General features: G+C 31.5%; 5 protein-coding genes. 1 reads left to right on the forward strand and 4 read right to left on the reverse strand.

Annotated features, from left to right (window positions below; genetic code table 11):
• The 4 genes from BUC11_RS16135 to BUC11_RS16150 form a co-directional block, all read right to left on the reverse strand.
• On the reverse strand, positions 1-647 hold a 647-nt coding region (locus BUC11_RS16135), incomplete at its 3' end, for an IS30 family transposase (RefSeq protein ID WP_073355713.1).
• A gap of 873 nt (positions 648-1,520) precedes the next feature.
• The gene (locus tag BUC11_RS16140; RefSeq protein ID WP_073355714.1) at positions 1,521-2,366 is read right to left on the reverse strand and encodes an HlyD family secretion protein; all 846 of its coding nucleotides are present in this window, start codon (positions 2,364-2,366) and stop codon (positions 1,521-1,523) included.
• Positions 2,367-2,866: 500 nt separating this feature from the next.
• Positions 2,867-3,040 carry a hypothetical protein gene (locus BUC11_RS17045; protein WP_175547771.1) on the reverse strand — a complete coding sequence of 58 codons (174 nt, stop codon included), beginning with the start codon at positions 3,038-3,040 and terminating at the stop codon, positions 2,867-2,869.
• Between the two features lie 25 nt (positions 3,041-3,065).
• The gene (locus BUC11_RS16150) at positions 3,066-3,245 is read right to left on the reverse strand and encodes a hypothetical protein (RefSeq protein ID WP_073355717.1); all 180 of its coding nucleotides are present in this window, start codon (positions 3,243-3,245) and stop codon (positions 3,066-3,068) included.
• Positions 3,246-4,046: 801 nt separating this feature from the next.
• On the opposite strand from BUC11_RS16150, the gene BUC11_RS16155 reads away from it, so the two are divergent.
• Positions 4,047-5,630, forward strand: a complete 1,584-nt coding sequence (locus BUC11_RS16155) for a hypothetical protein (protein WP_175547772.1) — start codon at positions 4,047-4,049, stop codon at positions 5,628-5,630.
• The last annotated feature ends 46 nt before the right edge of the window (positions 5,631-5,676 follow it).

The following is a 5,676-nucleotide window of genomic DNA, read 5'->3' on the forward strand; positions in this document are numbered from 1 at the left end:
AATTCAATAGTAGCTTTTTTAACAATCTCAGCATCTTTACTCTCTATTTTTTTCATTTGTAACATCCCAGTTGCTCTATCATTTATCGTTAGTAAGGCTCCTTTGTGGTCTTTTCCGATTACTAAATCAATTTCTAAGTCTCCAAATCTGTGCTTTTCCGCTACTTCAGTTGGACGATTTTCGATACCAACTCTGCCAACTATCAATCCTCTTTTATCTTTTAAAGCACCTCGCTTCCGATAGATCTTAACTTTACTTCGCAGATGCTTGTGTAAATCGCCTGCGTTTTTCTTGTCATTTAAAATAAATTTATAAATCGTTTCGTGGCAAACACAATTAATACCTTCTTTTAAAGATTTCCCAACTATTTGTTCTGGTGAGTAATCGGCTTGGATTAGTTTGCTGACATAATCTTTAATTTCATTACTAAAGCATTGATTTTTAGGTTTCTCTTTGTGCCTTTTATTACATTTTCGACTTGCTAGATCTGCTCTATAATTAGAGTTACGCTCGTCCGAATTACGTTTTATCTCTCTATATATAGATGAAATGTGCACGTTTATATCAACAGCTATTTGCGCTTTGCTGACGTTTTGTTGCATCAGAAATTCTAATTTGTATCTTTGTTCAACGGTAAAATGCTTCATACTTTGCGAATTTTAGGCGAGGAGCAAGTAAGATAAATTTTTCCATTTCAGCAAACAGGGAAAAGAATTAATTTTCTTTTCTTTGTTCTGAAAAAATATTTCATCTTTCTTTGAGATTCCTAACTTTCGCATTTATTAATTGAATTCAAGAGTTTTAAAATTACACATTTTTTCAATAAAAAGTTTCTCGAGAACTTTTGTGCTTGGTTTTTTTGAGACCATAGCTTTCAAACTCCTTGCTCTGTTTTTTATAGGGTTACAGTACAGCTGAATTATTCCCTTGTGCTTTGTTTTTTGAGGAACATATAGCTTTATTTAAACCACATGCTCTGTTTTTTAAAAAGGGTTACATTACAGCTGAATTATCCCCTTGCGCTTTGTTTTTTGAGGAACAAATAGCTTTACCTAAACCTCATGCTCTGTTTTTTTTGCAAGGGTTACAGTACAGCTGAATTATTCCCTTATGCTTTGTTTTTTGAGGAACAAATAGCTTTACCTAAACCTAATGCTCTGTTTTTTTGAAAGGGTTATCATACAGCTGAATTATTCCCTTATAATTGGCCAATTGATTTTAGAAAGTACTCTAGGTTTGAACTAACGTCTTACACAAAACTGTTTTACTTTCCTGATGCCAAAACTAGTGTAGTTAGTACCGCTGTGCAAATACTTGTTATGCAAATTCGCGGAATTCCGACAAAGTTATTTTCCAAATTATTGATAATCAATAAGTTGAAAACTTGCTAAAACAGCTACTTTTTAGCTGTATTTTTCAACAAGTTACTTTTTTTTGTAAAAAATTCAATTATAATGACTTACCTGAAACTAATAAAAGCAAATTTTTTCTGTTATTTCCTCTTTTTTTATGGTCGTAAACTAAAAGTAGGATTTAAAATGATTTGGTAAAACTGAGCTTTCTACAATAAGTTTATCTGTTGCTGAAATGGTAGCAATAGGTTGGGAGGCGTTCAAGAAAGGGCCGCTTTGAATTCCTGAGAAATTCTCAATCGTGCCTGTAAGCGGCGTAACAATATAATAATTTTGAGCTTCAACTTTTATTTTTTGTAGGGTTCTGTTTAAGTTTTGCAATTGCATTTGCAGTTCTCGTTTATTGTTTTGCCAAATGCTGCGTTGGCTTTTCTCTAAACTAGAAAGCGCTTGTTTTGTATACGTATAATCAAAACTGTATTTTTCGAACTCGGATTTGGCAATAATTCCTTTGTCATATAACTGCTTGTCGCGATCGTACACTATTTTGGCTTGTGCAACTTTACTTTGTAACTCTTCTTTTTTAACGCTGTAACTCAGCCACTCTTGCTGCATAACAGAGGTTTTTAAACCCGTAGCTCTGCCTTTTGTAACTTTTGATAAATCATGAATTTGGTCTTGAATAGCAGATGCAGCTACTTGATTGGTAGCTTTATCCGTATTTAGGCTTTCTTGCGTAATCGCTACTAAGGTATCGCCTTGCTGCACCACTTGATTGTTTTTGAGTTTTACAAAGGTTACTTTGCCACTCACCACACTGCTTACAGGAACGTTATCTGTAGTGCTGCGAATTATACAGCGACTCTGACTGCTGATTTCAATTTTAATCACAGGGAGTAATGCTATAAAAACCAATACCGCTACCACGATTACTAAATAAATGGAAAGGCTTTTGGCCTTGTTTTTGGCAATGAAGTTTTCTAGTGTGTTTATAGGGTCTGAGCTGAGGTTCATTAGTTTTGTTGTTTTGTAGCGCTTTCCCTTTGATCGAAATATATTTTAATAAACACCATTGCAATTAATAGCCGATAGCCTCTATAGACCCAAATATTTACTGGGAAATAGAACAATTCATAGGTATTTTTGGTTTCAAAAAGGGAGTACAAGAAGTTTATGGTAAAAATAATTCCAAATAATAAATAAAAGTTTTTGGATAGTTTCATCTTTTTGGGTTCAAAGTTTTCTGATGACTAGTTTTAATTGAAAAGAATAGCTCCTATTAAGAAGTCCTTTTATTAAGGATAGCGAATGAAATAAAACTTTAGAAGAAATATTCAATAATAATCATTTTAATTTTCGGATATAAATTAATTAAAAATTTCATTAAACATATTGTAAATAAAATTAATAACCATTTGAAAAGTAACACCAAATAATGTTTTATTCTAATATTCATCAGCTAAAAAATTTAAGTTGGGAAATATATATTTCCCGACTTAGTTAAAAATATTTATTTAATAGGTATTAATTCCCCATTTCAAATAAAGGTAAATTCTTGTGCCAGTTACAGCATAGTAAGTAGCATCATAAAAAAAACCTGTATCGGGGCTTGGTGCTCCTCCATCAATAGACATTAGCTCGCTTGTGTTTAAGTCTACCAATGTGCTAATTTCATTATTATTTGTCATAGTTCTATTTTTTATTGATTAGTAATTAACGACCATACCATGCGTCTAATGCTCCTTTTTTAATATCTGACCAATTTTCGATAATTAATACTGCGGAGGCAATACCAACTGCTAGTAAAACATCATCAACTCCAACTACACCCCCATCCACTTCTTGTACTTCTTGAGCATTTAGCTCAACTAAATTCAAATTATCTAAATTCATTTTTTTTAAGTTTTTAAACCCGTCTTGAGACGAGCAAGATTAAACATTTTTTTTAATAAAAAAATTTCTCGAGAACTTTTGTGCTTGGTTTTATGGAGACCATAGCTTTGCACAACTCCTTGCTTTGTTTTTTTTTAAAGGGTTACCTTGCAGATTAATTATTCCCTTATGCTTTGTTTTTTGAGGAACAAATAGCTTTACCGAACCTCATGCTCTGTTTTTTTGAAAGGGTTATAGTACAGCTGAATTATTCCCTTATGCTTTGTTTTTTGAGGAACAATTAGCTTTACTTAACCTCATACTCTTTATTTTTGAAAGGGTTACAATACAGCTGAATTATTCCCTTATGCTTTGTTTTTTTTAGAGACTATAGCTTTATAACTCTTTGCTCTTTTTTTTTAAAAGCGTTACAATACAGCTGAATTATTCCCTTATGCTTTGTTTTTTGAGGAACAAATAGCTTTACCTAAAACCTCATACTCTGTTTTTTTTAAAAGGGTTACAGTACAGCTGAATTATTCCCTTTTAATTGGCCAATTGACTTAGGAAAGTAATCGACATTTAAAAGTAACGTCTTACTCCAAACACTCTAACTTTCCTGATGCCAAAACTAGAATAGTAATTAGTATTGTGCAAATGGTTGTTATCGGAATTCACGGAATTCAGTGTTGTAATTCCGTGAATTCCGGTATCTAATATTATAAAAATTTTAAAATCAGCATGTTAATAAACAAGCGAAAATTTTGTTATTTACTACTAATTTATTCTAGATACAGTATTTTTGCACCAAAACAAACTATAATGACTAACCGACAATTCATGAAAATAGTGCTTTTGGTACTGTTTCCGTATTTTTTATGGTCGCAAAACACAAAAAGAAATCAAGTTGATTTATCTTATGAAGATTTAAAGCAAGCCTTCACTGAAAACAGAGGTAATGACAAAAAGCAATTGCATTATGCTAATACTTATATAAAAAGAGCACAAATACAAAAAAGTAACATAAACCTTTCAAGGGGTTATTTTTTACTATCGCATTTATTTGAAGGAGCAAAATGCATACAGTATTTAGATACTTCCATTAAGTATGCTACAAATACAAATGATATAAAATTCCCAGCATTATCTTATTCCAAAAAAGGATATGAACTAAAAAAGCAGTTTCGATTTGACGAAGCATTAGCTAATTTTTTTTTGGCTGAAAAGTATGCAAAAAAGAATAATTTAGATTTTTATTACAATGTCAAACATTCTATTGGAATGCTTCGTTCTGAAGAATTAGGTCAGGTCGAAGAGGCGCTTGTCCTTTACAGAGAATGTTTTAATTACTATAAAGGGAAAAATGTTAGGTCTCCTGAGTATGCAACTGAATATCATAATGTTTTATTCGCTTTAGCTGATGCTCACAAATCATTAAAAAATTTAGATTCCACAAGTTTTTATAATAAAATGGGTTATCAAGAGTCGAAAGCGACCAAAGACCAATACTATATTTCTTATTTCATTTTAAATGAAGGAGCTAATCAAGTATTAAAGAAAAACTATAAAGCTGCTTTAGATAGTATAAATAAGGCATTACCTCAAATAATATCAGATAAAAATTATGGCAATATACTTGCTTCCTACTTTTATTTAGGAAAGTCTTACGCTGGTATGGGTAATGAAAAAAAAGCGATTCAAAATTATATAAAAGTAGATTCAATGTATGTTATAAATAAGAGAATCATACCTGAATTCGTTGGTGGTTACTCTTATTTAATTGAGCATTATAAACAAACTGGAGACAAAGAAAAGCAGTTAAAATTCTTATCTAAATTTATGAAAATAGATAGTCTTTTGCAACGCGACTACAAACAACTAAGTAAAGTTTTACTCAAAGAATATGATACCCCTCATTTATTTGCAAAAAAAGAATCCTTGATACAATCCTTGCAAAAAAAACAATCGGCCTCTTCGACCTGGATTTTGATTTTAATAGGTAGTCTCGGTGGGTTGATATGTTATCAATATTATTTGAAAAAACAATATCGTAAACGATTTGAGGCTATTATTCATCCTGCTACACCTATAGTAGCAAGTGGTACTAGAGCTGAAAAAAGCGATAGTGCAGCAGAGGAAAATAAAATGCAAGAGCAACAGTGGCTTCCAGTAGAGGTAGTTCAACAGTTATTAGAGAAGTTAGCCCAATTTGAACTTAACAAAGGATTCTTAGAAAAAACTATTTCGATTCAAAAAGTAGCTTTACAGTTAAATACCAACACCAAATACTTATCTAAAGTCATTAACGAACAAAAAGGAAATACTTTTGTGCATTACATCAATGAACTCAGAATAAATATGCTGCTCCCCAAAAAACGTACAACTTTTTGTGTGAATTTAAGATAGGATTAAAAACCTTAAATTAGCAGAATTATGTCAAGAACAAGAAGAG

Source organism: Flavobacterium xanthum (assembly GCF_900142695.1).
Classification (GTDB): domain Bacteria; phylum Bacteroidota; class Bacteroidia; order Flavobacteriales; family Flavobacteriaceae; genus Flavobacterium; species Flavobacterium xanthum.